Origin of the sequence: Actinomadura sp. NPDC000929, from assembly GCF_040492065.1 — a bacterium.
Lineage (GTDB): Bacteria > Actinomycetota > Actinomycetes > Streptosporangiales > Streptosporangiaceae > Spirillospora > Spirillospora verrucosospora.
The window spans coordinates 12,910-39,386 of record NZ_JBEUPA010000042.1 but is presented as its reverse complement, the minus strand read 5'-3'; the positions used below and the strand labels follow the sequence as shown (position 1 = coordinate 39,386).

Below are 26,477 nucleotides of genomic sequence, written 5' to 3'. Positions count from 1 at the left end.
GCGGGCCGGGCGCGGCCCGGGCGCGGCCCGGGTCAGCCGGCGTCCGTCCGGCAGGCCGGGCACAGGCCCCAGAACGTGACGTCGGCCTCGTCGATGAGGTAGCCGGCGTCGTCCACCGGGTCCAGGCAGGGCGGGTGCCCCACGGCGCAGTCGACGTCCTTGATCGCGCCGCAGTTCCGGCACACCAGGTGGTGGTGGTTGTCGCCGACGCGGCCCTCGAACCGGGCGGGGCTTCCGGCCGGCTCGATGCGGCGGACCAGCCCGGCCGCGGTGAGCGCGTGGAGCGCCTCGTACACCGCCTGCAGGGAGATGTGGCCCACGCGGTCGCGCACGCCCGAGGCGAGCGCCTCGACGCCGAGGTGGTCCCCGGCCCGGACGGTGTCCAGCAGGGCCACGCGGGCGGCCGTCACCCGAAGTCCGGCGCCGCGCAGCTCCTCGGCGGCGGACGGGGTCTGGGACGCGGTCATGGCGCCGAACCCTCCTCGTAAACGCGAATCGTTTAAGACAACAAATGAGGCAAGTCTAGCCGGGCGGGCCGGAGGCGGGCGCGGCCCGCGTCCCCCGAGCCGGGACGCGGGCCGCCGGCGGGACGGTCAGAAACCGGCCGTGATCTTGGTGAACTCCCAGGGCTGCTGGTCGGTGCCGCTGCAGTTCTCGGCGACGCCGCCGCCCGGGCAGGGCCGGTCCCGGTTGACCGACCAGAACGCCAGCCTGGCCAGGCCCTTGGACTTCGCCCAGTCGCGGATCTTCGTCCAGGTGGCGGTCGAGGTGAGCTCCTGCTGGTCGGACAGGCCGTTCATGCCGGAGATCCCCATGTGCGAGTAGGCGGTGGCGTCCGACCACCCGAACGCCGACTTCAGCGCCGTCTTCAGGCCCTCGGACGCGTTGACGGTGCTGCCGTACATGTCCGCGCCGCCGCCGAAGTCGAACGGCATGATCGTGAAGACGTCCACGTTCGCCTGCAGCGCCGCGGCCTGGTCGATGAGCCGCTTGCCCCAGTAGTTCGGCCCGGTGGTGGTCGTGCCGAACGTCAGGATCGTCTGCAGACCCGGGTTGTTCTGCTTGAGGATCTTCAGGGCGCCGAGGACGCGGTCCTGCACGGCGGCGTTCTCGAACTCGTCGCTGTTCTCGATGTCGATGTCGATGGCCTTGAGCCCGTAGGCGTCGATGACCTTCTGGTACGCGCCGGCCAGCGCCTCGGGCGTGGAGCAGTTCGGGCCGAGCTTGTTGCCCGACCAGCCGCCGACGGAGGGCAGCACGTCGCCGCCGGCCGCGCGGATCTGCGAGATCGCCTGCTCGTCCACGCCGCCCTTGAGCGGGCGCTGCCCGTCCCAGCCGGGGTTGCAGCCGCCGCTGGACAGGATGAACGCCATCGTGAACCACTTGATGCCGGTGGCGCTCATGACGGTGGAGGGGCTCGGCGGGTCGCCCCAGCCCATGTACAGGTAGGGCGCGGCGCGGCGGCTGGCGGGCGGCGGCTCCGTGCAGCCGGTCGTGGTGGCCGTGACCGGGCCGCTCGCCGCCGACTCGCCGGCGGTGTTGTACGCCTTCACCGTGTAGGTGTGGTCCGAGCAGGCGGTCAGCCCGCCGACGGTGGCGCCGGTCCCGGTCGCGGTGGCCCTGACCGCCGTGCCCTCGTAGACGCGGTAGCCGGTGACCGTGCCGGACGAGGCCTGCCACGACAGCGTCAGCGAGGTGTCGGTCCTGGCCGTCACGGTCGGCGTCCCGGGGGCGGAGGGGGTGCCGGGCGGAGGCGTGTCGCCGCCCGTGCAGGAGGCGCCGTTGACCGTGCAGTTCTGCGGCGCCCCGGCCCCGTTGACGATGAAGCCGAACGTGACGCTGGCGCCGGCGGCGACGCTCCCGTTGTACTCGCGGTTGGCGAACGCGGCGTGCTGCCCGGACTTGGTGAGCAGCGCGTCCCAGTAGGTCCCGACCGACGAGCCGGACGGCAGGTCGAACTCCACCTTCCAGCCGGTGACGGCGGAGGCGGTGCCGTTCTTGATCGTGTACCTGCCCTCGTACCCCGAGCCCCAGTCGGAGGCCTTGGCGAAGGTCGCCGTCACCGAGGCGGCGGCGCCGGCCTGGACGGGGACGAGGAGGGCGAGCACGAGGGAGCAGAGGGCGGTGAGCAGGAAACCGGGGAGAAGCCTTCTTCTTCGCAATGTCACTCCCGGGTAGGAGACGTGGACGAGCGGGAATCCCCCGAACCCCGAGTCGGTCGCGCGCGATCTGATAGGAAACTTTCCTATAAAACTCGAATGCACCGTAACCACCCGCCCGCCGCCCCGCAAGACCCTGGCGCACACCGATCGCGGCCCGCCCGGACGCCCGTCCGACCACCCCTGCTCCCGGACCGAACCGGCCGGTCGGACCCCGGAAAGTCCGTCCGGCCGCGCGCCCCCGCGGATCCGCTGGTGGGCGGCGGAGGGCGCTGGCATGATCGTCGAATCTCGAACCCTGACAGAACGGTGCGTCGATGCCCCCCAGAACCGTTTCCGCCGCCGCCGCGCTGGCCGTCGCCGCCGGTGTGCTCGCCGGCGGCGCGACCGCCGCCGAAGCCGAGTCGCTCCAGTTCCGCGTCGAGGTGCCGAAGCGCCTCTCCGTCGGCAAGGGCGACTACAACGCGTCCTGCGCCATGGACGTGTGGGTGTGGGGCACCCAGGGTCCCTCGGTCGCCTACTCCAGGGCCTATCTGATCGACCCCGACGGGCGGATCCCCGCGGGCCGCGTCTACAAGCGGGTCCTGGCCAAGGACCAGGTCGGCTGGTCCGTCGGCTGCCCCGGCCACGTGGAGGACCTCGGACGCTGGCGCGTCCGGGTCGTCGCCTACAACGCGAGCGGCAAGGCACTGGGAAGCCGCGAGGACTACTGGTACGAGAAGTTCGACACGGCGATCCAGAGCTACAACGCCGCGCCCGAGCCCGTGCGCGCGGGCCGCCCGATCGCCGTGTCCGGCCGCCTGAAGCGGCTCAACGACTTCGCCACCGGATACACCGTGTACCCGGGCAAGACGATCCGCGTCTACTTCCGTCCCCAGGGCTCCGCGTCCTGGACGTACATGGGATCGGCCAAGACCGCCCGCGACGGCCGGTTCCAGAAGGCGTTCACGGCCAAGCAGGACGGCTACTGGCGCGCCTACTTCCCCGGCACGAGCAACTTCGACCGCCAGAAGTCCGCCGACGACTTCGTCGACGTGCGCTGACCGGTCCGGAAAACGAGAACGCCCCGCCCGTCCGGCGGGGCGTTCTCCGCTTTCAGAAGCAGCGGTCGGCGGTGACGATCTCGGCGCGCATGTTCGACTCCATCATGCGCAGCGCGGCGTCGCCGAGCCCGGCGTCGATGTGCGCCACCGCGTCCCGGACCACCCGGAGCTGGAAATGCCGGACGTAGGCGTCCAGCGCGCTGTAGAGGACGCACTGCTCGGTGACCTGGCCGGTGAGGACGACCTGCTCCACCTTCTCGCGGGACAGCAGGTACTCCAGCGCGGTCCCGTAGAAGGCGCTGTGCCTGACCTTGGACATGAACCCGCAGCCGGGCTCCGGGACGACGGGCTCGACCAGGTCGGGCCGCCGCCCCTTCAACGCGCGGTCGACGAGGTCCCTCCGGTCGGCCGAGAAGTCGCCGTAGTTGTCGTTGACGTACAGGACGCGCACGTCGTCGCGCCGCCTGGCGTCGTCCAGCAGGCGCCGCAGCGGGCCGACCATCTCCTGCACGCTCTCGATCAACGCGTCCGCGTCCTCGTGCTCGTACGGGTTCAGCATGTCGATGACGATCAGTGCGCTCGTGCTCACGGACGTGCCCTGCCCGGCGGGGAGGATCGCAACCATGACCGCCGCCCGCGGCGTTCTCCCAGGCCCGTCGCGGAAAGGCGGTGCCGGTATGTCACAGACCCGGAGGGAGGGGCGTCTTGAGGGGAGAGGCATTCCAGGGAAGGAAGAAGAGGATGCGAGTCTTCGTCACCGGAGCGACGGGAGCGCTGGGGCGCCACCTCGTCCCCGGGCTGATCGCGGCGGGCCACCAGGTCACGGCCGCCACGAGGTCGCCCGCCCGGGCGGCGGTCCTGCGCGGGACGGGCGCCGAGCCGGTGGTCCTGGACGGCCTGGACCGCGACGCCGTGGTCGCGGCGGTGCGGGCCGCGGCGCCGGACGTGATCGTCCACCAGATGACGGCGCTGGCGGACATGCGGAGCCTGCGCAGGGTCGACCGGGTGTTCGCCGCGACCAACGAGCTGCGGACGCGGGGCACCGGCAACCTGCTGGAGGCCGCGGACGCCGCGGGCGTCCGCCGGGTCGTCGCGCAGGGCCACAACTTCCTCTACGGGCATTCCGGTGGCCCGGTGAAGACCGAGGACGACCCGGTCGAGACGCGGCCGGTCCCGTCGGCCGAGCGGACGGTGGCGGCGATCAGGTACGTGGACGAGACCGTGCGGCTCAAGGCGCCGGAGGGGATCGTGCTGCGCTACGGCACCTTCTACGGGCCGGGCGCTTCGGACTCCATGGTGGAGCTCGTGCGGAAGCGGCAGATGCCGGTGGTCGGCGGCGGGGCCGGGGTCTGGTCGTTCATCGACTGCGCCGACGCCGCGTCCGCGACGCTCGCGGCGATCGAACGCGGCGAGCCGGGCGCGTACAACGTCGCCGACGACGACCCGGCGCCCGTCGCGGAGTGGCTGCCCCACCTCGCCGAGGTGGCGGGCGCGAAGCCGCCGCTGCGGGTGCCCGCGTGGCTCGGGCGGCTGCTCGCCGGAGAGTTCGTCGTGGCCCAGATGACCAGCGCGCGGGGCGTCTCGAACGAGAAGGCGAAGAAGGAGCTCGGCTGGGAGCCGCGGTACGCGAGCTGGCGGGAGGGGTTCCGCGCCGCGGTCGGCGCCTAGCGGCGGGGGCGCGACTTGTAAGCGACTCCTTATTCGGGTTTAGCTTACAGGAGTCGTTTCGTCAGGAGGTCGCGCCGATGACGGTGACCGAGGGGACGCCCGCGAGCCCGCCGGACGGGCGGGAGCGCCGCGGCGAGCCCGCGCCGTCCGGTACATGCCGATCGCCTACCGCGCCCGGCAGGCGGCCCGCGCCCAGGAGCGGCTGGAGCGCGCCCTGGCGCACCGGCCCATGTGAACCCCCCCCGCAGGAGGTCGATCACCATGCCCGCCGAAGACCCGCTGGCGGCGACGGCCGCCGCCGCCCCCTCGAAGATCGCGGTCGTCGAGGGCGAGCGGCGCCTGACCTACCCGGAGTTCAACACCCTCGTGAACCGGTACGCCAACCTGCTGGTCGAGCACGGCGTCCGGGCCGGGACCAAGGTCGTGTGGTGCGGCCGCAACAGCACCGAGGTCGTCGCGCTGATCTCGGCCCTGCGCAAGTGCGGCGCCGTCGGCGTCCCGCTCAACTACCGCCTCACACCGGAGGAGACGGCCTACGTCGTCGAGAACGCCGACGCCGCGCTGGTGGTGTTCGACGCCGAGCAGGCCCCCCAGCTCGAAGCGGCCCGCGGCCTGGCGGCCGGCGTCCGCGCCTGGCTCGCCTGGGGCTCCGCGCCGCCGGACTGGGCGTCCTCGCTCGACGCCCTGGCCGACCGGAGCCCGGGAACCGAGCCCGTCGCCCGCGGCGCCGACCCCGCGGCCGGCACCTCGATGTTCTACACCTCCGGGACGACCGGCAAGCCGAAGGGCGTCGTGCGGGGCGAGCCCGACCCGGCCCTGGTCCTCGGGCTGGTCGGCGAGATCGGCTTCGAGCCCGGCGACGTCTACCTCACCACCGGCCCGCTCTACCACTCGGGCCCGATGAGCTTCATGCTGATCGTCCAGCTCATGGGCGGGACCGTGGTCGTGATGCGCGACTTCGACCCCGAACGCTGGCTGGACCTCGTCGAGCGGCACCGGGTGACCACCACGTTCTCCGCGCCGACCCCGATCCGCCGCGTGGTGGACCTGCCGGAGGAGGCGATCCGTCGCAGGGACCTCTCCTCGCTGCGGCGGGTCATCGCCAACGCCGCCCCGTGGCCGTTCGAGCTCAAGCGCCGGTACGTCGACCGCATCGGCGACGGCTCCCTGTTCGAGGTGTACGGCTCCACCGAGCTCGGCGTCGACACCGTCCTGCGCCCCGAGGACCAGATGCGCAAGCCCGGAAGCTGCGGCCGCGCCGCGCCCGGCGTGGAGATCGCGCTCTTCGGCGAGGACGGCCGCCCCGTCGAGGAGCCGCGCGTCCCCGGCGACCTCTACGTGCGCGGCGCCGGCACCTTCAACGCCTACTACAAGGCGGAGGGCAAGTTCCGGGACGCCGGCCGCGGCGACTGGCTGACCGTCGGCGACATCGCCTACCGCGACGAGGAGGGCTTCTACTACATCTGCGACCGCCGCACCGACATGATCATCTCGGGCGGGATGAACATCTACCCGGCCGAGATCGAGGCCGTCCTCACCGCCCACCCGGCGGTGGCCGACGCGGCCGTGTTCGGCGTCCCGTCCGACGAATGGGGCGAGTCCGTCCACGCCGCCATCGTCCCGGCACCGGACGCCGTCGCCACGGACGACGAGCTCCGCGACTTCTGCCGGGAGCACCTGGCCGCCTACAAGACCCCCAGAGGCTTCGACCGGCTCGCGGAGATCCCCCGCAACCCCTCAGGCAAGACCCTGAAACGCCAACTCCGCGCCCCCTACTGGGAATCCCGCCCCTCCAACCTCACCTGATCCGGCCGCGGTCGGGTGCCGCGGCCGCCGGCTCTCGTCCGGTCAGGGGTGGGCGCGTTCGGTGTGGCGGTGGTCTGCCTTTCCCTCGGGTTCCGGCGGGCGGGCCCAGGGAGAGCGCTGGCCGGGGTGGCGGTGGTGGGTTCTGGCCCGCCTCGGGGGGCGTTGGGTCAGGTACTCCGTGGCGTCCTCGGCGTCCCGGGGGAGGGGCGGCGCGGTGCCCCGGTCGGCGAGGCGCGCCGAGGTGATCGTGAGCTCGTAGTGGGCCCACACCATGGCGGCGTTCTCCAGGCGGCCGGGCGTGGCGTGGACCAGGTAGACCTCGGACAGGGCGGTGACGATCAACAGGACGGGCGTGCCGCGGTCCAGGTCGGCCGCGGTGGGGTCGGACGGCCAGACCGCCACGCGCAGGCGCCGGTCGTCGAGGACGCGGAGCTCTCCCCAGTCGGGCACGCAGACCCGGGGCCGCCCGTCCGGGGCGCAAGTGATCATAACGACGGGGTGCTGGCGGGAGGGGGCGCTGCTGATCGCTTGGACGGCGGCTGGGAGCACCTCGGAGGAGAAGGCCATCGGCATGTCCGCCTTACGTCGAAGGTCCGACCGGCCCGGCGGGCGCCCCGGGCCGGTCCCTGCGCGTCTCACTCACTCGATCATATGTTCGATTTCAGGGTCGGGCGAGCGAAAATTCGACGAGCGAGGGCGCCTGCATCATTCCCAGTGGAGGGGGGCCGCCATGCGCCGACCTGTCGTGCAGGAGACATGGTTGGCCCGTTGAGGATGCGTCGAGCTCGGCGGTCCGCATCCGGGCGGACGCGCACGGTGAGCCGCCGGCGCCGTGGCGTCGGCGGCTCACCGTGGAGGGCGCGGAACTCCCGTCAGGCGGCCGTCCCGATCGGTGCGGCCTTCCGGTGGGCTCGGCGCGCCAGGGCGTAGTGCAGCCCGCCCGCGACCAGGGCGCCCGAGAGCCACGAGAAGTCGGTGTTCCCCAGCGTCCGCGCGATCGGGCCCTGCAGGGCGGGCACCGTGCCGAACTGCCACGCCCATGCCGCCAGCAGCCCGAGCGCCAGGCTGACCAGGGCCCGGACGTTCGCGCCGCCGTCCCGGTAGAGGGCGGACACGTCGATCCGGCCGCGCCGCAGGACGAAGAAGTCCACCAGGACGATCGCCGCCCACGGGCTGATCCACACCAGGATGGACGCCATCCAGTGGTCGAACGCCTGGGCGAAGCTGTCGGCGTGCACGAACACCACCAGCACCAGGGACGCCACCGTCCCGGCCACCAGCGTCACCTTCCACCGGGCGACCCGGATGCCGACCGACAGCGCGGCGAGCGAGCACGAGTACAGGTTCAGGATGTTGGTCGCCACGGGCCCGTGCATGATCAGCAGCAGGACGGGCACGGCCATCACCCCGAACGCGCCCGTCACGAGGCTGGAGGGGTCGCCCCCGTCGCCCGCGCTGGCGAGGCAGGCGCCGAGTGCGGCCAGCCACACGGTGGGGACGTACATCCCGAGCGCGGTGGACCAGAACACCGACCGGTCCGAGGCTGCGGGGCGGACGAAGCGGCTGTAGTCGGCGGAGTAGGGCAGCCAGCTGATGCCCCAGCCGATGCCGATGGCGGTGAGCAGCTGGGTCACGGCGGTGAACTTGTCGCCCGCGGTGGTCGCGGTGGAGGCCGTCCAGTGGAGGTCGGCCTGCGCGAGGGCCAGCCCGGTCATGACCACCATCACCAGGACCGTGGCCGGGACGGTGTACTTCTCGAACGTGCGGATCGCGTAGAACCCGTAGAGGGCCAGGAGGAGCTGGGCGCCCATGATGAGCCCGGCCACCAGGTAGCGCAGCCCTGTGCCGCCGTGCACCCCCGCCTGGGCGAGGATCTCGATCACCAGGTCCAGCACCACCCAGGTGTTGACGCCGACCCAGCCCATGGTCAGCAGCCCCTGCACCAGGCCGGGGACGAGGGCGCCGCGCCGGCCGAACGGCCCGCGCCCGAGGACCATCTGGTTGACGCCGGTGCGGTGGCCGATCACGTTGAACAGCCCGAAGACCGCGCAGCCCACCAGGTTGCCGAGGGTGACGACCACCAGGGTCTCCACCAGGCTCAGGCCGAGCGTGACGCCCAGCGCGCCGAGCACCCAGTTGATCGGCGCGATGTTGGCCCCGCACCAGATCCAGAACTGCTGCCACGGCGTGGAGTCGCGGGCGGAGGCCGGGATGGGCTCGATGCCGTGTTCGTCGAAGCGAACCTGATCTTCCAAGCGAACCGGTTCGGCGGCCGGGCCTCGGTATGCGGATTCGTTGCTGGACATGGGTTCCTCCGTCCGTGACGTACAGCACACCAAAGCACTGCGCCGTCCCGTCCAGAAGTAGAGAAACCTCTATCGTCGAACCCAGGGGATGGATAGATTTACAGGGTGTTCACGCTGGCGTCCCTGCTGGAAGACGAGTCGCTGGGCCTCAGGGTCCTGGTTCCGGGCCCTGAAGGGGCCCTGGAGGAGCCGGTCGCCTGGGTCCACAACACCGAGCTGCCGGACCCCTCGGGCTACGTGCGGCGGCGCGAGCTGGTGCTGACCAACGGCCTGTGGGACGACCGGATCGCGGCCTCCGGGTTCGTCGCCAACGTCCGGCGGGCCCGGGCGGCCGGCATCGTCTTCGGCCTGCGCCCGGAGCGCCCCGCCACCCCGCAGGACCTGGTCGACGCCTGCCGTGACGCGGGCGTGCCCCTGCTGGAGATCGCGGCGGCGGTGCCGTTCACCGCGATCTCCGAGGCCGTCGCCACCCGCTACAGCGAGGAGCGGCAGGGCGCGCTGGTCGGCATGGTGCGCCGGGGGGACGCGCTGGCCACGGCGATCTCGCGGGGTGCGGGCGCGTCCGGCGTCCTGCGGGTGCTGCGCCGCGACCACGAGCTGCCGCTCGCGGTCGTCGACCGGATGGGCCGCCTGCTGGCCTCGGCGGGGACGGAGCTGGACGCCGCCCAGCTCCACGCGGTCGCCACGGGGCTGACCCGCCGTCCGCCGCCCCTGGAGCTCGACCTCGGCGCCGCCGGACGGGCCGCGCTGTACCTGGTCGGCGCGGTCGGCGACGTCGACGCGGCGCTGATCTGCCTGCGCCCGGTGAGCGAGCTGACGCGCGCCGAGCAGGACGCGCTGGACCAGGCGGCGCGCTTCCTCAGCCTGGAGGTCGCCAAGCAGCAGGCCGTGCAGGCGATCGAGCTGCGGTTCGCCAGCGAGCTGCTGGAGATGGTGCTGTCGGGGGGCAGCCGCGACGCCGAGGTCCCCGGCCGGCTGCGCGCGTTCGGCGTCGACCCGGAGGGGCCGCTCGCGGTGTGGACGACGGCGTTCGCGGGCGCGGAGGCCACCCTGCCCGGACTCGCGGAGGTGGTCGGCGAGTTCTTCGTCTCCGCCGGCGTCCCGGTCGTCGTGGCGGCCGGGTCGCAGGACGTGGTGGCGGTCCTGTCGTGGCGGCACGGCGAGCGGGAGGCGGCGCCCCTCGCCGAGCGCCTCGCCGCCGCCGTGGGGGAGCGCTTCCCCGGCCACCGCGCCGTCGTGGGCCTCGGCGGGACCGCCCGGGGGCCGGCGGGGCTGCGCGAACCGCTCATCAGGTCGCGCGAGGTCTGCCGCACCCTGCGGCGGGGCGGCGCCGGGCCCGCCGTCCGGACCTTCGCCGAGCTCGGCCCCCACCGGCTCCTGCTCGGGACGCAGAACGCGGCCGCCCTGCGCACCCTGGCGGACGGCGTGCTCGCGCCGATACGCGAGCACGACGCCCGGCGGGGCGGCGAGCTGGAGGCCACGCTGCGCGCGTTCCTGGACCACGACGGGCACTGGCAGGCCACCGCCGCCGCCCTGCGGGTGCACGTCAACACGCTGCGGAACCGGCTCGCCAAGATCGCCGAGCTGACCGGCCGCGACACCGCCCGCACCGCCGACCGCGTCGACCTGTTCCTGGCCCTGCGGGCCGCCGACATGGCCTGACCCGGCGCGGGCGTTCAGTGGGGGTGGACGTCCGGGTCCACCCGCGGGGGGCGGTGGGGACGCGGCCGGACGTCCGGATCGGCGAGCGCCGCCTCCGCCACGTCCCGGCAGCGGGCGAACGCGACGTCACCGCACTCCCGCGCGTACTCGATGAACCGGCGCAGCGCCAGCGCCCGGCCCGGCCGCCCGGACAGGAACGGGTGCACGCACAGGTTGAACAGGCACCGGTAGTGCCGCATGCCGTCCAGCTCCGCCCGCCACAGCTCCAGCACCTTGCCCGGCGACTCGATGACCGCCCCGACGTGCGGCTCGGGCAGGTAGGCGTACTGCTCCCAGTCGTCCAGCGACCAGTGCACCGGCAGCTCGACGATCTCGCCCGCCGCGGTGGGCACCCGGTAGGGCCGGTCGTCGCCCATCAGGGACGAGTCGTAGCGCAGCCCGTGCTCGGCCACCAGCTCCGCCGTCGTCCAGGACGCCTCCCACAGCGCCGCCCGGTGCCCGGTGATCTCGATGCCCTGCCCGGCGAACACCTCCAGGGCGCGCTCGAAGTCCGCGCGCTCCCCCTCCGGGGACATCGACGTGGGCGGACGGTGGGAGTAGGAGTGGTGCGCCACCTCGTGCCCGCGCTCGACGATGGAGGCGGCCAGCCCCGGGCGCCGCTCGGCCACCCAGCCCGGCACGAAGAACGTCGCCGGGACCTCCAGGTCGTCCAGCAGTTCGAGGATCCGGGGGAGCCCCACGTCCGGCCCGTAGGCCTGGTGGGACATCGTGCTCGCGTGCGCGGCGTACCGGCCGCCCTGGGCGAGGACCGGCGTCTCGGCGTCCACGTCGAAGCCCAGGGCGACCACCGCGGCGGCCCCGCCGTGCCAGCTTCCGGCCATGTCCCCGCCCCTCTCCTCGCCCTCCGCCGCCGGATCAGGCGTCCGCACCGGCCGCCAGCCGCCAGCGCCGGACGTTGTCCAGGGTGACCATCGGCGACAGCATCGCATGGTCGAACCGCTCGGACGGCGTGCCCTCGGCGAGGCGGCGCGGCAGGTCGGGGTGCACCAGCGCGCCCCTGGCCACCGAGACCAGGTCGGCGTGGCCGTCCGCCAGGACCTGCGCCGACAGGTCCGGATCGTGCATCCCCCCGTTGGCGATCACCGGCAGGCCGCTCACCCGGCGGGCCAGGCCGGTGACGGTGAGCCCCCGGTCCAGCCGCGCGGATTCGAGCCAGTTGCGCCCTTCGCTCGCGACGTGCAGGTAGCTCGCGCCCGCCTCGGCCAGCGCGGCGAAGATCACCTCCGCGTCGTGGGCGCCGCCGGGCCAGCGGTACCGGAAGTCGTTCACCTTGGTCTGCGACACCCTTACCCCGACGCTCCAGTCCGGCCCCACCTCCGCGCGGATCGCCGCGACGACCTCCGCCGCCAGGCGCACCCGGGAGGCGACCGGCCCGCCGTAGGAGTCCTCGCGCAGGTTGGTGTAGTCGGTGAGGAACTGGTCCAGCAGGTAGCCGTTGGCGGCGTGGACCTCCACCCCGTCGAACCCGGCGCGCTTGGCGTTCGCCGCCGAGGCGACGAAACCGTCCACGGCCTGCCTGATGTCGTCCAGGCTCATCTCCTTGGGGGCCGTCCAGGGGCCGTGCCCGCCGTACTCGGGCATCTTGACGCCCTGCGGCACCACCGCGGACGGCCCCGCGGTGTCGTCGCGGTAGGGGTTCCCCTGCGACAGCGCGCCCGCGTGCATCAGCTGGGCCACGATGGAGCCCCCGGCCTCGTGCACACCGGCCGTGGCCTCTCGCCAAGCGGCCACGTGCCGCTCCGACACCAGGCCCGGCTGGTTGAGGTAGCCCTGGCTGTAGACGGTGTCGGTGTAGGTCCCCTCAGTGATGACCAGGCCGAAGCCGCCGCGCGCGAACTCCGTGTAGTACTCGGCCATCTCGGGGGTCGGGGTGCCGTCCGGCGCGGCCGAGACGCGTGTCATCGGCGCCACCACCAGGCGGTTGGACGTGCGCAGCCCGCCGGCTCGTCCCGGCTCCAGCGCCGGATGCGCGATCTTCACGGTCATCTTCGCTCTCCTTCTCGTTCCGTGGACCGGGTCGGGGCCGGTCCGTCTCACAGGACGTCGATCGCCATCGGGGTCGGGCCGTCGGCGTTGATCCCGGCCAGGTCCTGCGGGCACGCCGACACGACGACGACGCAGTCCATGACCGCCTCGAAGGTGATCGCGTCCCCGGCCCGGCTCTCGGCGGCCAGCCACCGCAGCCGTCCGGACGCCTCCACCGGGATCCGCATGAACACGTTGACCGGCTGCGGGACGGTGGCGGTCGACAGCCCCATCCCCGCCAGCGCCGATTCGAGGTTCCGCGCGCACGAGGCGTGCCCCGGCGCTCCGAGCCCCTCGTACCGGGCGGGGTCGCACGCGGCGATCAGCATGTCGTGCGAGCCGGGGGAGGTGTCGTCCGCCAGGGTCAGGATCGGCCTGCGCCGATCAGTGACGAACGACTCACCCACCTGGGGAAAGAGCCGGCTCGTCACGCTGCGGGTGTGCGCGGCGCTCAGATGCTCGCGCGGGTCGTCCGCGGCGAACGCGAACAGGTCGCCGACCTGGCCGCCCTCCACGTCCACCACGCGCACCCGCCGCCCGGCGCCCACCCGCACCGCCCGGCCTTCTCCGGCGGGCACCATCGTCCGTCCCATCGTCACCATGCCGGACAGCACACCACCGGCCGGACCGCCCTGGCCATAGAGCTTCATCCAGGCTTGTAGAGGTCGGGTGGACCTTCATCCATGGTCGACCGTCCTGGACGGGCCAGTGCCCGGCCCGCCCTCCGGCGTGCCCGCTTCGCGCCCGCACGGGGCGCGGCCGATGGCGGCCATGCACCCTCGGTCACGGCCGGTAACCGGCGGAGCGGGCCGCCGGTCGGTCGCCTCATGGTCCACGGCCCGCTCGCCGGACGCGGCCCGGGCCGGAGCCACGCCGCCGCCCGCTCTGAATGATCATGGCGCCTGGTCCGTTTCTCTCTGATATGGGCGGTACTCTTCCCGCAGCGTTCATGCGTGATGAAGGTGCGGCGGGCAGAGAGGGACACGGCAGTTGAGCAAGGGAACAGGCGATGCACATCTCCCCGAGATGTTGCGCTCCCGGCGGGATGTCATTCTTAACCGGTGGGTCAACCTGGTCGTCGCGGGGGTGCGCGGCCGGATCACGGAGAGTGAGCTCCGGGCCGAGCTCTCCGAGCTGTACGGGTTGATCGAGAAGGCGACCGGCGGAGAGCGGGAGGCGGCCGCGGAACTCCGGGCCGCGCTGACCGAGATCTCCCGCACCCGCGCCCGGCAGGGATTCAGCCCCAGCGAGACCGCGGTGAGCGTGTTCTCGATCAAGCAGGCGGTCCTGGAGCAGGTCGGCGCCCTCGGCGACGTGGCGGCGTACGCCGAGTTCGCGGCGTTCTCCTCCGAGATCGACGATCTGGGGCTGCTGACCTTCGAGACCTACGCCGCCGCGCGCGAGCAGGTCATCGCCGACCAGACCGAGCAGCTGCTCGAACTGTCCACGCCCGTGGTGAAGCTGTGGGAGGGGATCCTCGGGGTCCCGCTGGTGGGCACGCTCGACTCCGCCCGCACGCAGGTGGTGATGGAGACCCTGCTGGAGCGCCTGGTCGAGACGGGCTCCCAGTTCGCGGTGATCGACATCACCGGCGTCCCGGCCGTGGACACCGAGGTGGCCCAGCACCTGCTGAAGACCGTGATGGCGGCCAGGCTGATGGGCACCGACTGCGTGATCTCCGGCATCCGCCCGCAGATCGCCCAGACCATCGTGGCGCTCGGGATCGAGTTCGGCGACATCCCGACCAAGGCCTCCCTGGCCGACGCCCTGGAATGGGCGCTGGAGCGCAACGGCACCCGGGTCGTCGCCGGGGCGGGGGCCTGATGGAGCGCGTGCCGATTCTGAAGATCGGCCAGGTCCTGCTGGTGTCGATCCAGATCGACCTGCAGGACCAGACCGTGCTGGCGCTCCAGGAGGATCTGGCCGACCGGATCGTCAGGACGGGCGCACGCGGTGTGATCATCGACATCACCGCGGTGGACATCGTGGACTCGTTCATCGGCAGGATGTTCGCCACCATCGCCTCGATGTCGCGGCTGATGGACGCCGAGACGGTCGTGGTGGGCATGCGGCCCGCGGTGGCGATCACCCTGGTCGAGCTGGGGCTGTCGCTGGGCGGCGTCCGCACCGCCCTGGACCTGGAGAAGGGCATGCGCCTGCTCGGCGCGCCGCTGCCGGCCATCGCCCCCGGCGCCGTGGACGCTCGGTGACGACTCCGGCGGGTGACTCCGTCCCCATCACCTCCAACGACGACGTGGTCCGGGTGCGGCAGCTCGTGCGGGCCGCGGCGGCGTCGGCGGGGATGTCGCTGGTCGACCAGACCAAGATCGTCACAGCGGCCAGCGAGCTGGCCCGCAACACCTTCGTGCACGGCGGAGGCGGCTCCGCGCGCGTGGAGTCCGTCGTCAACGCGCGGGGACGCGCCGGGGTGCGGCTGGTGTTCACCGACTCGGGCGGCGGGATCCCCGACGTGGCGCAGGCGCTGACCGAAGGGTGGACGAGCGGGGGCGGCCTCGGCCTGGGCCTGCCGGGCGCGCGGCGCCTCGCGGACGAGTTCGAGCTGGAGACCGAGGTCGGGAGGGGCACCACGGTGACGGTGACCAAGTGGATCCGCTGACCGGCACCGGATGGATGACCAGCCCGCCGCCCGGTGACGCGGTATGGCTGCGGGCCGAGGAGCCCAGCGCGGCGGCCGGCGCCCGGCGCCACGCCGCCCGCCTGGCCGGGAGGCTCGGCTTCGCGGGGGAGCGCCTCGGGCAGATCCAGCTCGCGGTGACCGAGGCGGCCACCAACCTCGCCAAGCACGCCGTGCAGGGCGAGATGCTCGTACGGATCGTCCGGACGGGTGAGGAGGCCTCGCTGGAGCTCGTGTGCCTGGACCGGGGCCCCGGCATCACCGATGTCCGCGCGTCCCGCCTGGACGGGCACTCCACGTCCGGCACGCTCGGCCTGGGGCTCGGGTCGATCGAGCGGCTCGCCGACCGCACCGGAATGCATTCGCTCCCGGGTGCCGGCACCGTCCTGTACGCCGGGTTCACGCGGTCCGCCGACAGGGAGGCCGGCCCGGCGCCGGGCCCGCCCTTCGCCGGGCTGACCCGGCCGATCGACGGGGAAGAGGAGTGCGGCGACGCCTACGCCGCGCGGCTGGACGGCGGAACGGTCTACGCGATGGTCTGCGACGGCCTCGGGCACGGGCCGATGGCGGCGCGGGCCGGCCGGGAGGCCGTCACGGCGATGCGCGAGGCCGTGCTGCCGGCGCGCCCCCTCGACCTGCTGCGCCAGGTGCACCAGCGCCTCGGGGCGACCCGGGGCGGCGCGGTCGCGGTGGCGGCCGTGGACCCGGCGGCGGGCGCGGTGCGGTTCGCCGGCCTGGGCAACGTCGCCGGATGGATCGTCGGTCCCGACCGCCGGCAGGGCATGATCTCGGTGCCGGGCATCGCCGGCGCGAAGACCCGGACGCTGCGCGAGCACGCCTACGAGCTGCCGGAGGGCGCCGCCGTGGTGCTGCACTCCGACGGGCTGACCGACAAGTGGGGCCCCGCCGGCCGTCCCGGGCCCTCCCGCGAGCCGCTGCTCATCGCCGCGGACCTGCTGCGCTCCGCCGGGGTGCGGCACGACGACCGCTGCGTGCTGGCCGTGACCACCGCCGGACGGAGGTGAGCCGATGCCGGAGGAACTGCTGCGCCTGCGGGTGGCCGACGACGAGGGGGTCTTCGCCCTCCGCCAGGCCGGCCGGCAGGTCGCCGCGGCGGTCCGGCTGGACGTCCAGGACCAGGTGCGGGTCGCCACCGCGCTCAGCGAGGTCGGCCGGGAGCTGGTGGCCCACTCGGGCAGCGTCGCGGTGGTCTTCTGCCTCGACGTGCGTCCCGTGCCGCGGCTGCTGATCGACCTGGAGTACGCGCCCGCGCGCGGCGACCGCCGTCCCATGGAGGGCGACGCCGCCGCCGCGCGCCTCATGGACCTGGTGGAGGAGACGGGGCTGGAGGCGAAGCGGACCGTCCGCCTCGCCAAGGACCTGCCCGCCGACGCCGTCGCGGTGGCGGGAGCGACGCTGGCCGACCTGCGCGCCCGGCTGGCGCGCCTGCAGCCCGCCACCGCGCTGGAGGAGCTGCGGACCCAGAACGCCGAGCTGGTCGAGGCGCTGGAGGACGTCCGGCGGCAGAGCGAGGAGCTCCGCGCGCTCAACACCGAGCTGGAGGAGACCAACCAGGGCGTGATGGCCCTCTACAACGAACTCTCCACCGAGCTGGAGGAGACCAACCGGGGAGTGGTCGCGCTGTACGCCGAGCTGGAGGAGAAGTCCGACCAACTCCGCGAGGCGGGCGAGGCCAAGAACCGCTTCTGGGCCAACATCAGCCACGAGCTGCGCACGCCCGTCAACGGCGTCATCGGGCTCGCCCGGCTGCTCCTCGACCCCGCGGCCGAACCCCTCACCGAGGAGCAGCGGCACCAGGTCTCGCTGATCGCCGGCGCCAGCGAGACCCTGCTCTCCCTGGTGAACGAGCTGCTGGACATGGCCAAGGCCGAACAGGGGCGGCTCGCGCCGCGCCGCACCCTCGTCGAGGTCTCCTTGATGCTGCGGCAGCTGGCGGACCTGATGACGCCCATGGCCGAGCAGTCGGGAGTGCGGCTCCAGGTGGACGCCGCCGAGGCGGGGGCCCTCACCCTGGTCACCGACGAGGTGATGCTGACCCGGATCCTGCGCAACCTGGTGGCCAACGGGCTGAAGTTCACCGACGAGGGCGAGGTGCGCCTGACGACCCGGCGCGCACCCGGCCACCTGGAGTTCGTCGTCGCCGACACCGGGATGGGCATCCCGCCCGGCGAGCAGGAACGCGTCTTCGAGGAGTTCTACCAGGTACCGGGCGGCAAGCCGGGGGGAACGGGGCTCGGCCTGACCTACTCCCGCCGTCTCGCCCACGCCCTCGGCGGCGATCTGACGCTGGAGAGCGAGGTCGGCGCGGGCACGACGGTGACGCTGCGCCTTCCTCCATACCTTGGCCTGGCCGAGCTCCGCCTCGCGCACGTGCTGGTCGCCGACGGGGACGGCGCCGCGCGCCGGCTGCTGCGGGACATGATCGGCGACGCCGCCGAGCGCGTCAGCGAGGCCGGCGACCCGGAGACCGTCCAGGACCTGGCGGCCTCCTCCGACCCGCCCGAGCTGATCCTGCTCGGTCCCGGCATCTCCGCCGCCGACGCGGTCGGCGGGCCCGGCGGGCCGCCCGCCGGGACCGCCGTCGTGCAGATCGCCCCGTCGGACGCGGCCGCCTCGGACGGGACGCGGCCCGAGCGCGTCGACGCCGTCCTCGACCAGGCCCAGCTCGCCCCGGTCATGCTCGCCGACGCGGTGGCGCGGGCCCGGGCCCGGCGAACGGCGCGGACGCCATGACCGACGTGATCCCCACCGCGACCACCCTGGTCGTCGACGACAACGAGACCAAGCGCTACATCATCGGCAGCTGGCTGCGCCGCGCCGGGCACATCGTCGTGGAGGCCGCCACCGCCGCCCAGTGCTGGGAACGGCTCGCCGAGCACCAGATCGACCTGGTCGTCCTCGACGTCCAGTTGCCGGACGCGAACGGCATGGAGGTCTGCGAGCAGATCAAGGCCGCCCCCGCGACGGCGTCGCTGCCCGTCGTGCACATCTCCGCGACGGCCGTCGAGGCCACCGACCGCACCCACGGGCTGCGGCGCGGCGCCGACGCCTACATGACCGACCCCATCGACCCGGGCGAGTTCATCGCCACCGCCGAGGCGGTCCTGCGCTACTACCAGGCCCGGCGCCGCGCCGAGCGGATCGCCGAGCGGATGGCGGCGTTCACCAGCACCTCGCTGGCCATCAACGCCGCCACGACCTTCGACGGGCTCGCGGCGGTGGCGGCGCGCGGCGCGTTCGACATCTTCTCGTCCCCCGCGGCGGTGTACATCCTCCCCCCGGACGGCCACGTGAGGAGGACGGCCAATCTGGGCGGCGAGCCGTGGAACCGGCCCTGCCCTCCCGACGTGCCCGCGCGGCTCGCCGCGGCGACCGGCCTCGGCGACGACACCGGCACCCGCATCGCGGCCGTGCCGGTGGCGCGCTGGCGCGAGCTGCTGCCCGACAGCGAGCCGAAGGGCGAGGTCCTGCTGGTGACCTCGCGGGCCAAGCCCGGCCGCCCCGCGATCGGGGTGGCGATCGAGGCCGGCGGCGCCTCCGACGAGGACGCCACCCACCTCCTGCGCCAGCTGGGCCAGGCGGTGGCGCTGGCGATGGAGGCGCTGCGCTCCTACACCGAGGAGCACATGATCTCCCTGACGCTCCAGCGCAGCCTGCTGCCCGCCGTCCACCCCGCCATGCCCGGCTGGGCGTTCAGCGTCCGCTACGAGCCGGCCAGCGACCAGGCCGAGGTGGGCGGCGACTTCTACGAGGTCATCGACCGCGGCGAGGACGTCCTGGTGGCCATCGGCGACGTGCAGGGGCACTCCCTGCACGCGGCCACCGTCATGGCGGAGCTCCGGCACGCGATGCGCGCGTTCGCCGCGGAGGGCCATGGCATCACCGAGATCCTCAGGCTGCTCAACACCGTGATGCAGCGCTACCACGACGACCAGACCGCCACGATGTGCCTGATGTCGCTGGACCCGCGCACGGGACGGCTCCAGGTCGCCAACGCGGGCCACCTGCCGCCCCTCCACATCGCCGGGGGGCAGGCCGAGTACGGCGGCCGGGGCGGCCTCCTGCTCGGCTTCCCCGCCGAGCGTCTCGGCCTCGAGGAGACGACCGTCCCGCCGGGCGGCACCGTCGTGCTCATCACCGACGGGCTGGTCGAGGACCGCACGGTCTCCCTGGCCGCCAACCTCGAACGCCTCCGGGTCCTCGCCACCGACGTGGACGACGACCTGGAGGCCTACAGCGACCGCATCATCACCGAGTTCGGCCACCGCGAGGACGACGTCGCCCTCATCGTCCTGCGCCGCGACGCCTGAGTCAGAGGCGCCGAGGAATCGCCGGGAGTCACCGTCCCCGTGAAACGCCGGCGGCGGGATCCGACCCGATCGCGTGCGCGGTGATTGACCCAAAACGTGCACTCCCTTGAGCTAGTCGATCGAGGCAGCGGGAATCAGGCGAGGCGTACGGGAATCCACGCTCCGCGATCGTGCGCGGGCCATTAGGGAGTGCACTTGTCCTCGGCACCGGATCCGTCGGAACCGGAAGCGGAACCGGAGCGACGGCGAGGCCTTGACTACCTTCTCACCATTCCGAGGGGCATCGCGCAGGTCGATTTCCAGCCGAACCACTGGACCGGTCTGATCTTCCTCGCGGCCCTGTTCGCGGGCGGCTGGCAGTTCGGCGCCTACGGGCTTCTGGGGACGGTCGTCGCCACGCTCACCGCCCACCTGCTTGGCGTCTCCTGGCGGGACCGGACCTCGCTGGGCCTGGAGGGCTTCTGCGGCACGCTGATCGGCGTCAGCCTGGTGCTCTACCTGAACGCCCGGTGGATGACGGTCCTGCTGGTCATCGGCGGCGCGATCGCCGGCAGCGTGCTCACCTCGGCGCTGCGGGCGGTCCTCGCCCCGTACGACCTGCCCACGTTCACCGCGCCCTTCTGCGTGATCACGTCTGTGATGGTCATCGGCGGGCCGTCCTTCGGCCGGGTGTGGGCGGAGCACGCGGGCTCGGCCCCGCCGTCCGCGTCCGCTCCGGGCACGGCGATGACCTGGACCTACTTCTGGAAGGGCACGTTCAACGGCGTCGGCCAGGTGTTCTTCCAGGACAAGTGGTACGTCGGCCTGATCTTCCTGGCCGGCCTGGTCGTCGCCGGCTGGGTGACGGGGCTGGTGGCCCTGGTCTCCAGCCTGATCGGCCTGCTCACCGGCTGGGCGCTGGGGGCGCAGGCCGCCGACCTCGGGGCCGGCCTGTACGGCTACAACTCCGTGCTGACCGGGCTCGCGCTGTTCGGCACCTTCGTCGTCGTCACCTCGCTGAGCGCCGCCTACGCCGTGGTCGGCACGGTGGCGGCGGCGGGCCTGACGGCCGGCGTCGGCACCCTGTTCGAGGTGGTCGGAGGCCACACCCTCACCTGGCCGTTCGTGCTGGTGACCTGGGTGTTCCTCGCCGCCGTCCCGATGTTCAACAAGATCGAGCGCGCTGGGTGACCGCCGGCGGCGGTCGGGCGCGGAAGGGAAACCGATGAACCTCACCCCGCGGGAGATGGACAAGCTCGTCCTCTTCACCGCCGCTCAGATGGCGCAGCAGCGCCGGGACAGGGGCCTGAAGCTGAACTACGCCGAGACGGTGGCGCTGATCAGCTCCGCGATCGTGGAGGCGGCCCGGGACGGCAGGACCGTCGCCGAGTGCATGGAGCTCGGCAAGCGGGTGGTCGGCCCCGGCGACGTGCTGCCCGGCGTGCGCGCGATGCTGAAGCTGATCCAGATCGAGGCCGCCTTCGACGACGGCACCAAGCTGGTCTCCTGCCACGACCCGGTCGGCGGCAGATAGTGTCCGGCGGCCGCCGGGTCGTCCTGGTCGGCGGGCACGAGAGCCGCCAGGGCCGGTGCCTTCCGGACCTGGCCGGTCCCGGGGGCCCGCGCGTGCGCGCCGCGGGACGGGACCTGCACTCGGCGCTGCGGCCGGGCGACCGCCTCGTGGCGGTGCCGATGACGCTCGGGCGCGACCCGGACCTGCCGGTCGTCACCGCGCAGACCCTGAGGTGGGCGGCCCGGGAGCGGGCGCCGGGAGACCTGCTGCTGGCCCGGCCGCTGGGCACGGCCGAGCACCTGGTCGGCTGGATCAGGGGCGAGGTCACCCGGACGCTGCTCGACGGACCGGGGGAGCGGGCGGTCCTGCTGGTGGCGCCCGCCGCCGGGCCCGAGCCCGACGCCGAGCTGTTCAGGGTGGCGCGGCTGGTGTGGCAGTACACGCCCGTCCGGTGGGTGGAGGTGGCGCTGACGGGCGGTGAGCCGGACGTGGACGAGGGCGTCGAGCGCTGCCGGCGGCTCGGGGCGGACGACGTCGTCCTCGTGCCCGCCTCCTTCGTGCCGGCGCCCCGGCGGGACGGCGTGCGGACAGCGGGCCCGCTCCTCGGACCGGCCTCGCTCGCCGCGCTGGTCCGCGCACGGGTGGCCGAAGCGGAACGCCGGTGGAGCGGCGACGGCGACGACGGGCTGGCGCCCGCCGCTCCCGGGCACGGCCACGGCCACGGCCACGGGCACGGCCATGAGCAGGATCACGGTCATCTCCGGGAGATCCACGTCGGGTGATGGCGGACATGAAAGGAGAGGTCCATGTCGGATGACGTCTACATGTACGGCGAGGGCGATATCGAACTGAACGCCGGTCAGCCCAGGGAGACCATCCTGGTGCAGAACACGGGCGACCGCGCCGTCCAGGTCGGTTCGCACTTCCATTTCTTCGAGACCAACCGGGCGCTGAGATTCGAACGCGACAAGGCGTTCGGGAAACGGTTGGACATCCCGTCGGGAACCGCGGTCCGATTCGAGCCCGGAGACACCAAGGAAGTGACGCTGGTCGAGTACGGCGGGGGGTTGCGGCTGGTGGGGTTCGGGGGCCTGCTCAACGGCAGCGTCCGGTCGAGCGAGGCCCACCGCACGGCGCTGCGGCGGATGCACAAGCGCGGCTATCTCGACGAGCCGGTCGAGCCGCCGAAGAAGACGTCCAGGAAGACGAAATCCTCCCGTTCCGGGAAGAAGGGCTGAGTCGCCATGACCACGATGAGCCGTCAGCAGTACGCGTCCATGTACGGCCCGACGGTCGGCGACCGGCTCCGCCTCGGGGACACCGACCTCGTCGTCGAGGTGGAGAAGGACCACACCGAGGGGCACTACGGGGACGAGGCCCAGTACGGCGGCGGCAAGACCGCCCGCGACGGCATGTCGGCCGACCCGGCGTCGGGGCGGTCGGTCGCCCTGGACCTGGTGATCACGAACGCGGTGGTCCTCGACCCGGTGCTGGGCGTCGTCAAGGGCGACATCGGCATCAAGGACGGGAAGATCGCCGGAATCGGCAAGTCGGGCAACCCGCACACCCAGAACGGCGTCGACCGGCGTCTCATCATCAGCGCGACGACCGAGGTGATCTCCGGTGAGAACCTCATCGCCACGCCCGGCGGGATCGACACCCACGTCCACTTCATCACGCCCCAGCAGGCCCAGCACGCGCTGAGCAACGGGATCACGACCCTGGTCGGCGGCGGCACCGGTCCGGCGGACGGCAGCCGCGGCTGCACCACCACCCCCGGCCCGTGGAACATCTCCCGCATCCTCCAGGCCTACGAGGACATCCCGATCAACATCGCCGTCTACGGCAAGGGCAACAGCAGCCTCCCGGGCCCGCTGGAGGAGCAGATCGCCGCGGGCGCCGCCGGGCTGAAGGTGCACGAGGACTGGGGCGCCACCCCGGCCGTCATCGACTGCGCGCTGTCGGTCGCCGACGAGCTGGACATCCAGATCAACATCCACACCGACACCCTGAACGAGGCCGGCTTCGTCGAGGACACCATCAACGCGATCAACGGCCGCGCGATCCACACCTACCACTCCGAGGGCGCGGGCGGCGGGCACGCCCCCGACATCCTCCGGGTGACCGGCGAGCCGAACGTGCTCCCGGCCTCCACGAACCCGACACTGCCCTACACCGCCAACTCGGTCGACGAGCTGCTGGACATGACGATGGTCTGCCACCACCTCAGCTACGACGTACCCGAGGACGTGGCGTTCGCCGACAGCCGGGTCCGCGCCGAGACGATCTCGGCCGAGACGGTGCTGCACGACCTCGGCGTCATCAGCATCATCGGCTCGGACTCCCAGGCGATGGGCCGGGTGGGAGAGTCGTTCACCCGCGCCTTCCAGGTCGCCCACCACAACAAGGACAAGAGGGGCGCGCTGCCCGAGGACTCGTCCCGCAACGACAACTTCCGGGTGCTGCGCTACCTGGCCAAGCTGACCATCAACCCGGCCCGCGCCTCCGGGATCGCGGACACGATCGGCTCCCTGGAGGACGGGAAGCTCGCCGACATCGTGCTGTGGCCGGTCCACTCCTTCGGAGCCAAGCCGTCCATGGTCGTCAAGGGCGGCATGGTGAGCTGGGCGCAGATGGGCGACCCGAACGCGTCCCTGCCGACGCCGCAGCCCGTCTACTACCGGCCGACGTACGGGGCCTTCGGGAGGGCGCTGTCGAGCACCTGCGCGACCTTCATGTCCGGCGCCGCGATCGAGGCGGGCGTGCCCGAGCGCCTCGAACTGAAGCGGCTGATCCGGCCGGTGCGCCAGTGCCGGACCGTCGACAAGCGCCACATGCTCCGCAACTCGACGCTCGCCGAGATCAAGGTCGATCCGGAGACCTACAAGGTGACGGTGGACGGGGAGCCCGCGCACATCGAGCCGGCCACGAAGCTGCCGCTGAACCGGCTCTTCTTCCTGGCATGAGCGCACGTCCGGCCACCGCGGACCTGGATCCGCTGCTGGCCCAGTTCCAGCTCACCGACTCCGGCTTCCCGAGCGGGATGTACACGCTGTCGCACGGTCTGGAGGGGTACGTCCAGCTCCAGATCACCGGGCCGGAGAACCTGCGCGAGCTGCTGACCGACCTGCTGGACAACGCGGTCGGCCCGGCGGACGCGGCCGCCCTGGTCCTGGCGCACCGCGCGGCCCGCGAGGCCGGCTGGGACGAGCTGGTCCGCGTCGACCGGCGGCTGCACGCGATCAAGCTGAACCGCGAGCAGCGGGCCGCCTCGACCCGGACCGGACGGCAGGTCCTGGACACGGCGGCCTTCGCGTTCCCCGCGCCCGAGACCGCCCGGCTGGCGGAGCTGGTGGCGGACAGGACCACGCCGGGCAACCACGCGGTCGTGGTCGGCGCGCTCTACGCGGGGCTCGGCGTGTCCGCGGCGCACGCGGTCGCCGCCGACCTGTACGCCTTCGCCGCGAGCTGGACGGCGGCGGCGGTGCGGCTGGGGCGCACCGACTTCCGCCGCGCCCAGCGGCTGCTGTGCGAGGTCCGCCCGGACCTCGCCCGGGTCGCGCGGGCGGCGCTCGCCGTCCGCGACCCGCGGGAGCTGCACGGCTCGGTGCCCGTCGCCGACGTCGTCTCGGCCGCGCACGAGCGGGCGGACGCCCGCCTGTTCGTCACCTGATCCGTTGACACGAAGGAGGCGGGATGGAGCTCGACAAGGTCTTCAAGGTGGGCATCGGGGGCCCGGTCGGAAGCGGCAAGACGGCGCTGATCGAGGCGCTGGTGCCGAGGCTGCGGACGCTGGGCCACGAGATCGGCGTCATCACCAACGACATCTACACCCAGGAGGACGCCGAGCACGTCCGCCGCACCCTGGCCGGGACGCTCGACCCCGAGCGGATCGTGGGGGTCGAGACGGGCGCGTGCCCGCACACCGCCGTCCGCGACGACCCGACCATGAACCTGGCGGCGGCGGCCGAGATGCTCGACCGCTTCCCCGAACTCGACCTCCTGCTGTTCGAGAGCGGCGGCGACAACCTCACGCTCACCTTCAGCCCGGCGCTGGCCGACGTGTACATCTTCGTCCTGGACACCGCCGAGGGCGAGAAGATGCCGCGCAAGCGCGGCCCCGGCACCACCGACTCCGACCTGCTGGTCATCAACAAGATCGACATCGCCCCGTACGTCCGCACCGACCTGGCGGTCATGGAACGGGACGCGCGGGCGGTGCGCGGCGAGGGCCCGGTCGCGCTGACCGACTGCCTCGCCGGCACCGGCGTCGCGGAGGTCGTCGACTTCATCGAGGCGCGGGCGGGGGCGGCGTGTACCTCGCCGGTGTAGGGGCGGCGGGCGGCGCAGGGGGGACCGACCGCCTCTCGCCCGAGCGGTACCTGCCCCGCTGGGTGCCCGAGCCCGTGCGGCGGCACGCCCGCGCCGTGGACATGCTCCCGGCCGGCAGCCCCGGCAAGGTCGGCGTCCTCGACCTGGAGTTCGAGCTGGTCGGCGACCGGACGGAGCTGACCGGCCACTACCAGAAGGCGCCGCTGCACATCACCCGCCCGCTCCGCCCCGATCCCGGGGCGCCGGACCTGCCGTACGTCATGCTCATGTCGTCCGGAGGCGGTGTCCTCCAAGGGGACCGCTACCGCGTCGACGTCTCCTGCGGTGCGGGGGCGTCCGTGCACGTGACCACCCAGGGCGCCACCCGGCTCTACCGGATGGAGCAGGACTACGCCACGCAGCTCGTCCGGCTCGCGGTGGGCCCCGGCGGCTACCTGGAGTACATGCCGGACACGACGATCCCCTTCGGGGGCGCCCGCTTCTACCAGCACATCGCCGTCATTGCCCCTCCCGACTCCACTGTCCTGATGGGCGAGACGCTGCTGGCCGGCCGGCTCGCCCGCGGGGAACGGCACGCCTACACGGCGTACTGCAGCGACGTCGAGGTGCACGACACCGCGGGACGGCTGCTGTTCGCGGATCCGCTTCACCTGGTGCCAGGGGAGCGGGCGGTGACGGGCCCGGCGGTGATGGACGACTTCGGGGTCCTGGCGTCCCTGTACGTCGTCACCGGTCGGAGACCCGCGCAGGCCGTGGCGGACACGATGCACGAGGCGCTCGCCCGCACGGGGCTGCGGGCCGGAGCCAGCGTCCTGCCGGGAGACCGGGGCGCCTGGGCGCGCGTCCTGGGGGAGCGGTCGCCCGAGGTCGAGACCGCCTTCATGCACGTCTGGGATGCCGTCCGCCGGCTGCTGCTCGGCGTGCCCGCCCCCGAGCGGCGCAGATGGTGACACCGGCC

Annotated in this window: 27 protein-coding genes; 18 read left to right on the top strand and 9 right to left on the bottom strand. The window is 73.1% G+C overall.

Annotated features, from left to right (window positions below; genetic code table 11):
• Window positions 1–32 precede the first annotated feature (32 nt).
• On the bottom strand, window positions 33–467 hold the full coding sequence (locus tag ABWI04_RS17610) for a Fur family transcriptional regulator (protein WP_345179481.1): 435 nt from the start codon (window positions 465–467) through the stop codon (window positions 33–35).
• Window positions 468–593: 126 nt separating this feature from the next.
• Window positions 594–2,162, bottom strand: a complete 1,569-nt coding sequence (locus ABWI04_RS17605; protein WP_345179479.1) for a cellulose binding domain-containing protein — start codon at window positions 2,160–2,162, stop codon at window positions 594–596.
• 314 nt (window positions 2,163–2,476) lie between these two features.
• Here ABWI04_RS17605 and ABWI04_RS17600 point away from each other — a divergent pair, with 314 nt between their 5' ends.
• Window positions 2,477–3,202, top strand: a complete 726-nt coding sequence (locus ABWI04_RS17600; protein WP_345179478.1) for a hypothetical protein — start codon at window positions 2,477–2,479, stop codon at window positions 3,200–3,202.
• A 52-nt stretch (window positions 3,203–3,254) separates the two neighbouring features.
• Here ABWI04_RS17600 and ABWI04_RS17595 read toward each other — a convergent pair whose 3' ends face one another.
• Entirely contained in the window at window positions 3,255–3,791 is a 537-nt protein-coding gene (locus ABWI04_RS17595; protein ID WP_353833064.1) for a cysteine hydrolase family protein, read from the bottom strand.
• 152 nt (window positions 3,792–3,943) lie between these two features.
• Between ABWI04_RS17595 and ABWI04_RS17590 the strand changes: the two genes are divergently transcribed.
• The gene (locus ABWI04_RS17590) at window positions 3,944–4,870 is read left to right on the top strand and encodes an NAD-dependent epimerase/dehydratase family protein (protein ID WP_353833063.1); all 927 of its coding nucleotides are present in this window, start codon (window positions 3,944–3,946) and stop codon (window positions 4,868–4,870) included.
• A 61-nt stretch (window positions 4,871–4,931) separates the two neighbouring features.
• On the opposite strand, the gene ABWI04_RS17585 is transcribed toward ABWI04_RS17590, so the two are convergent.
• On the bottom strand, window positions 4,932–5,093 hold the full coding sequence (locus ABWI04_RS17585; protein ID WP_345179471.1) for a hypothetical protein: 162 nt from the start codon (window positions 5,091–5,093) through the stop codon (window positions 4,932–4,934).
• A gap of 38 nt (window positions 5,094–5,131) precedes the next feature.
• On the opposite strand from ABWI04_RS17585, the gene ABWI04_RS17580 reads away from it, so the two are divergent.
• Complete coding sequence (locus ABWI04_RS17580) at window positions 5,132–6,676, top strand: AMP-binding protein (protein ID WP_353833062.1); 1,545 nt, start codon at window positions 5,132–5,134, stop codon at window positions 6,674–6,676.
• Window positions 6,677–6,718: 42 nt separating this feature from the next.
• Here the strand turns inward: ABWI04_RS17580 and ABWI04_RS17575 are convergent, their stop codons facing one another.
• Entirely contained in the window at window positions 6,719–7,165 is a 447-nt protein-coding gene (locus tag ABWI04_RS17575; protein WP_353833061.1) for a hypothetical protein, read from the bottom strand.
• Window positions 7,166–7,548: 383 nt separating this feature from the next.
• Window positions 7,549–8,931 (bottom strand): cytosine permease, encoded by a 1,383-nt coding sequence (locus ABWI04_RS17570; protein ID WP_345179465.1) that lies wholly within the window; start codon window positions 8,929–8,931, stop codon window positions 7,549–7,551.
• Between the two features lie 156 nt (window positions 8,932–9,087).
• On the opposite strand from ABWI04_RS17570, the gene ABWI04_RS17565 reads away from it, so the two are divergent.
• Window positions 9,088–10,644, top strand: a complete 1,557-nt coding sequence (locus tag ABWI04_RS17565) for a PucR family transcriptional regulator (protein WP_353833060.1) — start codon at window positions 9,088–9,090, stop codon at window positions 10,642–10,644.
• Window positions 10,645–10,658: 14 nt separating this feature from the next.
• Here ABWI04_RS17565 and ABWI04_RS17560 read toward each other — a convergent pair whose 3' ends face one another.
• The 3 genes from ABWI04_RS17560 to ABWI04_RS17550 are packed head-to-tail and all read right to left on the bottom strand — an operon-like array spanning window position 10,659 to window position 13,379.
• Complete coding sequence (locus tag ABWI04_RS17560) at window positions 10,659–11,525, bottom strand: polysaccharide deacetylase family protein (protein ID WP_353833059.1); 867 nt, start codon at window positions 11,523–11,525, stop codon at window positions 10,659–10,661.
• A gap of 34 nt (window positions 11,526–11,559) precedes the next feature.
• Window positions 11,560–12,690, bottom strand: a complete 1,131-nt coding sequence (locus ABWI04_RS17555; protein WP_345179460.1) for an NADH:flavin oxidoreductase — start codon at window positions 12,688–12,690, stop codon at window positions 11,560–11,562.
• 47 nt (window positions 12,691–12,737) lie between these two features.
• Window positions 12,738–13,379, bottom strand: a complete 642-nt coding sequence (locus ABWI04_RS17550) for a DUF1989 domain-containing protein (protein WP_345179459.1) — start codon at window positions 13,377–13,379, stop codon at window positions 12,738–12,740.
• Window positions 13,380–13,755: 376 nt separating this feature from the next.
• Here ABWI04_RS17550 and ABWI04_RS17545 point away from each other — a divergent pair, with 376 nt between their 5' ends.
• From ABWI04_RS17545 to ABWI04_RS17480, 14 genes are all read left to right on the top strand, one after another.
• Entirely contained in the window at window positions 13,756–14,553 is a 798-nt protein-coding gene (locus tag ABWI04_RS17545; RefSeq protein WP_345179456.1) for an STAS domain-containing protein, read from the top strand.
• The gene (locus tag ABWI04_RS17540; RefSeq protein WP_345179454.1) at window positions 14,553–14,939 is read left to right on the top strand and encodes an STAS domain-containing protein; all 387 of its coding nucleotides are present in this window, start codon (window positions 14,553–14,555) and stop codon (window positions 14,937–14,939) included. The genes ABWI04_RS17545 and ABWI04_RS17540 overlap by 1 nt, the downstream gene beginning before the upstream one ends.
• Entirely contained in the window at window positions 14,936–15,346 is a 411-nt protein-coding gene (locus ABWI04_RS17535) for an anti-sigma regulatory factor (RefSeq protein WP_345179452.1), read from the top strand. The genes ABWI04_RS17540 and ABWI04_RS17535 overlap by 4 nt, the downstream gene beginning before the upstream one ends.
• Window positions 15,334–16,389, top strand: a complete 1,056-nt coding sequence (locus tag ABWI04_RS17530; protein WP_353833058.1) for an ATP-binding protein — start codon at window positions 15,334–15,336, stop codon at window positions 16,387–16,389. Before ABWI04_RS17535 ends, ABWI04_RS17530 begins: the two co-directional genes overlap by 13 nt.
• Window positions 16,390–16,393: 4 nt before the next feature.
• Window positions 16,394–18,118 carry a sensor histidine kinase gene (locus tag ABWI04_RS17525; protein WP_345179449.1) on the top strand — a complete coding sequence of 575 codons (1,725 nt, stop codon included), beginning with the start codon at window positions 16,394–16,396 and terminating at the stop codon, window positions 18,116–18,118.
• On the top strand, window positions 18,115–19,695 hold the full coding sequence (locus ABWI04_RS17520; protein WP_353833057.1) for a SpoIIE family protein phosphatase: 1,581 nt from the start codon (window positions 18,115–18,117) through the stop codon (window positions 19,693–19,695). The genes ABWI04_RS17525 and ABWI04_RS17520 overlap by 4 nt, the downstream gene beginning before the upstream one ends.
• Before the next feature lie 195 nt (window positions 19,696–19,890).
• Complete coding sequence (locus ABWI04_RS17515) at window positions 19,891–20,865, top strand: urea transporter (protein ID WP_353833056.1); 975 nt, start codon at window positions 19,891–19,893, stop codon at window positions 20,863–20,865.
• Window positions 20,866–20,899: 34 nt separating this feature from the next.
• Window positions 20,900–21,208 (top strand): urease subunit gamma, encoded by a 309-nt coding sequence (locus ABWI04_RS17510; RefSeq protein ID WP_345179443.1) that lies wholly within the window; start codon window positions 20,900–20,902, stop codon window positions 21,206–21,208.
• Window positions 21,208–21,969 (top strand): sirohydrochlorin chelatase, encoded by a 762-nt coding sequence (locus tag ABWI04_RS17505; RefSeq protein WP_353833055.1) that lies wholly within the window; start codon window positions 21,208–21,210, stop codon window positions 21,967–21,969. Before ABWI04_RS17510 ends, ABWI04_RS17505 begins: the two co-directional genes overlap by 1 nt.
• Window positions 21,970–21,993: 24 nt before the next feature.
• Window positions 21,994–22,425, top strand: a complete 432-nt coding sequence (ureB, locus tag ABWI04_RS17500) for an urease subunit beta (RefSeq protein ID WP_425550312.1) — start codon at window positions 21,994–21,996, stop codon at window positions 22,423–22,425.
• A gap of 6 nt (window positions 22,426–22,431) precedes the next feature.
• On the top strand, window positions 22,432–24,153 hold the full coding sequence (gene ureC / locus ABWI04_RS17495; RefSeq protein ID WP_345179441.1) for an urease subunit alpha: 1,722 nt from the start codon (window positions 22,432–22,434) through the stop codon (window positions 24,151–24,153).
• A complete protein-coding gene (locus ABWI04_RS17490; protein ID WP_345179438.1) occupies window positions 24,150–24,860 on the top strand; it encodes an urease accessory protein UreF in 711 nt (236 codons plus the stop codon). The genes ureC and ABWI04_RS17490 overlap by 4 nt, the downstream gene beginning before the upstream one ends.
• A gap of 23 nt (window positions 24,861–24,883) precedes the next feature.
• Window positions 24,884–25,519 carry an urease accessory protein UreG gene (ureG, locus tag ABWI04_RS17485; protein ID WP_345179437.1) on the top strand — a complete coding sequence of 212 codons (636 nt, stop codon included), beginning with the start codon at window positions 24,884–24,886 and terminating at the stop codon, window positions 25,517–25,519.
• Window positions 25,501–26,469 (top strand): urease accessory protein UreD, encoded by a 969-nt coding sequence (locus ABWI04_RS17480; RefSeq protein ID WP_345179435.1) that lies wholly within the window; start codon window positions 25,501–25,503, stop codon window positions 26,467–26,469. The genes ureG and ABWI04_RS17480 overlap by 19 nt, the downstream gene beginning before the upstream one ends.
• Window positions 26,470–26,477: the final 8 nt, after the last annotated feature.

What these genes read in the sequence shown, in the direction of transcription:
- ABWI04_RS17545 (WP_345179456.1), top strand. Translation starts at nt 13,756, where the DNA reads ATGTTGCGCTCCCGGCGGGATGTCATTCTTAACCGGTGGGTCAACCTG.
- ABWI04_RS17510 (WP_345179443.1), top strand. Translation starts at nt 20,900, where the DNA reads ATGAACCTCACCCCGCGGGAGATGGACAAGCTCGTCCTCTTCACCGCC.
- ABWI04_RS17550 (WP_345179459.1), bottom strand. Translation starts at nt 13,379, where the DNA reads ATGAAGCTCTATGGCCAGGGCGGTCCGGCCGGTGGTGTGCTGTCCGGC.
- ABWI04_RS17610 (WP_345179481.1), bottom strand. Translation starts at nt 467, where the DNA reads ATGACCGCGTCCCAGACCCCGTCCGCCGCCGAGGAGCTGCGCGGCGCC.
- ABWI04_RS17560 (WP_353833059.1), bottom strand. Translation starts at nt 11,525, where the DNA reads ATGGCCGGAAGCTGGCACGGCGGGGCCGCCGCGGTGGTCGCCCTGGGC.
- ureC (WP_345179441.1), top strand. Translation starts at nt 22,432, where the DNA reads ATGACCACGATGAGCCGTCAGCAGTACGCGTCCATGTACGGCCCGACG.
- ureB (WP_425550312.1), top strand. Translation starts at nt 21,994, where the DNA reads ATGTCGGATGACGTCTACATGTACGGCGAGGGCGATATCGAACTGAAC.
- ABWI04_RS17580 (WP_353833062.1), top strand. Translation starts at nt 5,132, where the DNA reads ATGCCCGCCGAAGACCCGCTGGCGGCGACGGCCGCCGCCGCCCCCTCG.
- ABWI04_RS17600 (WP_345179478.1), top strand. Translation starts at nt 2,477, where the DNA reads ATGCCCCCCAGAACCGTTTCCGCCGCCGCCGCGCTGGCCGTCGCCGCC.
- ABWI04_RS17540 (WP_345179454.1), top strand. Translation starts at nt 14,553, where the DNA reads ATGGAGCGCGTGCCGATTCTGAAGATCGGCCAGGTCCTGCTGGTGTCG.
- ureG (WP_345179437.1), top strand. Translation starts at nt 24,884, where the DNA reads ATGGAGCTCGACAAGGTCTTCAAGGTGGGCATCGGGGGCCCGGTCGGA.
- ABWI04_RS17555 (WP_345179460.1), bottom strand. Translation starts at nt 12,690, where the DNA reads ATGACCGTGAAGATCGCGCATCCGGCGCTGGAGCCGGGACGAGCCGGC.
- ABWI04_RS17525 (WP_345179449.1), top strand. Translation starts at nt 16,394, where the DNA reads ATGCCGGAGGAACTGCTGCGCCTGCGGGTGGCCGACGACGAGGGGGTC.
- ABWI04_RS17590 (WP_353833063.1), top strand. Translation starts at nt 3,944, where the DNA reads ATGCGAGTCTTCGTCACCGGAGCGACGGGAGCGCTGGGGCGCCACCTC.
- ABWI04_RS17575 (WP_353833061.1), bottom strand. Translation starts at nt 7,165, where the DNA reads ATGATCACTTGCGCCCCGGACGGGCGGCCCCGGGTCTGCGTGCCCGAC.
- ABWI04_RS17490 (WP_345179438.1), top strand. Translation starts at nt 24,150, where the DNA reads ATGAGCGCACGTCCGGCCACCGCGGACCTGGATCCGCTGCTGGCCCAG.
- ABWI04_RS17520 (WP_353833057.1), top strand. Translation starts at nt 18,115, where the DNA reads ATGACCGACGTGATCCCCACCGCGACCACCCTGGTCGTCGACGACAAC.